Consider the following 2,709-nt stretch of genomic DNA (forward strand, 5'->3'; position numbering starts at 1 on the left):
CATCGACGATCGCGCGATCGTCGCCCCAGCGCCGGCTCGGTTCCATGGCGGCGATGTTACGGGATGCGTTGTGCTGCTTTGTTATCTGACGCGAGCAGAATCCGGCCCAGCCTGAGCCGCTAACGAATCCTCCTGCAGCACAACGTGTCAGCGAGCCAGAAAGGGCCATCGATGGGGTACTCCGCGGCGGACGAGTCTTTCACCCACCAGCTGCCGACGACGTTCGACCAGGTGCACGACACCGATCCGACGTGGTCGGATCGGTGCTACTTCTTCGCCGCGTCGCCGGACGGCACCATGCTGTTGGCCAGCGGCTACGGCAACAACCCGAACACCGCCAGCGGGTTGGGTTACGTCAAGGTCAGCCTCGCCGACGGCCGGCACTGGGACCTGTTGTCCGGTCGGCCGGTATCAGGCGATGACCGCGCCGAGCTGCGCGCCGGGCCGATGCGCTGGACCTGCGTCGAGCCGCTGAAGAAGTGGCGATTGGACATCGAGCCCAACAACTCCGGAATCGAATGGGAACTCTATTACGAACCCACCGCCCCGATGTGGGAGTTGTTACCCATGAAAGTGCATGGCAAGAACGGCGAACTGCTCGCGGACATGTACCACATGAAAGAACCCGGCCGGTGGAGTGGTTGGGTGCAGATCGACGGGGAACGCATCAGCGTCGACGGCTTCCACGGCGGACGTGACCGCACCTTCGGGGTGCGGATCTCCGACAAGATCGACTTCTGGCTGTGGCTCGACGCCGGCTTCGGCGACCATGCCATCGAAGCGTGGATCATCGAATCCTCCGATGGCACGGTCAATTACGTCGACGGCGGCATCACGCATGCCGACGGGACCTTGTCGAAGCGATTCGTCAAGATCTCCCACGAGGTCGAATTCGACGGCGACCGCAAGCGGCCCACCCGCGCGGTGCTCGTCTTCACCGATGAGGACGGCGAGGCCCATCGGGTGATCGCCGAGGCGCCGCACCTCGAGGTCAACGCCTATTACGGGCTGCCGATGGCGCACTGCCAGTACGAGGACCTGGGCGGCGGCGCATACTTCATCCATTTCACTTGGGACAGCAGCGATCCCGAACAGCTGACCGAGACAGAGGGCAAGTCGATGGCCCTGGACCAGCTGATGCGGTTCGAAAGGGGTGGCGAGACCGGTTGGGGCATCTTCGAATTGCTGCTGGGCGGCCAGGGTTATCGCCGTTACCCCAACTGGGCGGCGATGGACATGTCCGCATTCACCCAGGACAAAACCCCGGTCGATCGACTGCCCGCGGATGACGCGGGGGTGCGCCAATGACGCTGGGCGAGGAGTTGCAACGGCGGCTCGGTGGCTGGCTGCGCACGCAGCTGCCGGACGCCGACGACGTCCGTCTCGAGGGCGTCGACCGGGTGAGCTTCGGGCACTCGGCCGAGATGATGACACTGCGCGTCGTCACCCGCACGGATGGGCGCGACGACCACCAGGACGTCGTGTTGCGGCTGCGCCCGCGGCCACCGGCGCTGTTGGAGCCCTACGACCTGGCGCGCCAGTTCCGGATTTTGCGAGCCCTGGCCGAAACCCCGGTCCGCGTGCCGCGAGCGCTGTGGCTCGAGCCCACCGGCGACATCCTCGGCAGGCCGTTCTTCGTCATGGAACGCGTCGACGGCGACGTCTACGAAATGGAGCCGCCGCCCGACGCCGACCGTGCTGTGGTGCGAATGTGTCAGAGCCTGGTCGAACAGCTGGCCGCCATCCACACGGTCGACCTGAGACGGACCGGGCTGGACACCCTCGACGACGGCTCGGACCATCTGGACCGCGAGCTCGCGCACTGGGCCGCGGAGATGAACCGGGTCAAGCGCGACCGCCTGCCCGCCCTGGAGCGGCTGCACGAGGCCCTGCTCGCCGCCAAGCCCGCGCCGTACCCCAAGGTCACACTGGTGCACGGGGACGCCAAACCGGGCAATTTCGCCTTCTCCGGCGGCGAGGTCAGCGCGGTCTTCGATTGGGAGATGACGACCGTCGGTGATCCGCTGACCGACATCGGGTGGCTCGAAATGCTGTGGATGCAGCCGGTCGGGATCACCAGCCACCCCGCGGCCCTTTCCATCGATGAGCTGCTCGCGCACTACGAGTCGGCCAGCGGCATCACGGTCACCGACCGGCCCTGGTATCGGGCGTTCAACGCGTTCAAGATGGCCGTCATCTGCCTCATCGGCGCGATGCTCGTGGAGGACGGGCACAGTGCGGACCAGAAACTCGTGCTGGCCGCTTACGGCACCTCGTTGCTGACCAGCGCCGGGCTCACCGAGCTAGGAATCGGCGAAGCCCTCGACGACGGTCCGGTGCTGCCGCGGGAAGAACGCATCCAGCAGGTGCTGGCGGGCTGATCAGGCGTTGACGTCGGTCCACGTCAACGTGACGCGGGTGCCCTGCGGCGTGGGCTCGATGACCACGGCGTCGGCGAGCACCTCCATCAGCGGAATGCCGCGGCCGCGTCGCTGCTGCTGGCGCTGCACCGGCACCTTCTGTCGCCAACGGCCGCGGTCGTCGACGGTCACCGCGAGGGTGTCGGCATTCGCGTCGTAGGCTGCCCGCACGTCGAGCGTGCCGCGCTCGGCGGCGTCGACGTAGGCGAATTCCGCGGCGTTGGCGATCGCCTCGTTCACCGCCAGCAGCAGATCGCTGAACCGGTCGTCGTCAAGGGAGAAGTACCGC

The 2,709-nt window shown here is 66.6% G+C and carries 3 protein-coding genes; 2 read left to right on the plus strand and 1 reads right to left on the minus strand.

The window, feature by feature from the left end; translation table 11 throughout:
* Nucleotides 1-171: 171 nt before the first annotated feature.
* Together A9W96_RS21710 and A9W96_RS21715 are read left to right on the plus strand one after the other, a co-directional pair.
* Nucleotides 172-1,308 carry a hypothetical protein gene (locus tag A9W96_RS21710; protein ID WP_067142963.1) on the plus strand — a complete coding sequence of 379 codons (1,137 nt, stop codon included), beginning with the start codon at nucleotides 172-174 and terminating at the stop codon, nucleotides 1,306-1,308.
* Nucleotides 1,305-2,381: a phosphotransferase family protein gene (locus A9W96_RS21715; protein WP_067142966.1), complete on the plus strand. Its 1,077-nt coding sequence runs from the start codon at nucleotides 1,305-1,307 to the stop codon at nucleotides 2,379-2,381. Before A9W96_RS21710 ends, A9W96_RS21715 begins: the two co-directional genes overlap by 4 nt.
* Here the strand turns inward: A9W96_RS21715 and A9W96_RS21720 are convergent.
* Nucleotides 2,382-2,709, minus strand: a 328-nt coding sequence (locus tag A9W96_RS21720) for an ATP-binding protein (protein WP_067142969.1), incomplete at its 5' end; no start/stop codon positions are given. It lies immediately after the preceding gene.

Origin of the sequence: Mycobacterium sp. 1245852.3 (assembly GCF_001669335.1) — a bacterium.
Lineage (GTDB): Bacteria > Actinomycetota > Actinomycetes > Mycobacteriales > Mycobacteriaceae > Mycobacterium > Mycobacterium europaeum_A.

Coding starts and splice junctions, on each gene's coding strand:
- A9W96_RS21710 (WP_067142963.1), top strand. CDS start 172: ATGGGGTACTCCGCGGCGGACGAGTCTTTCACCCACCAGCTGCCGACG.
- A9W96_RS21715 (WP_067142966.1), top strand. CDS start 1,305: ATGACGCTGGGCGAGGAGTTGCAACGGCGGCTCGGTGGCTGGCTGCGC.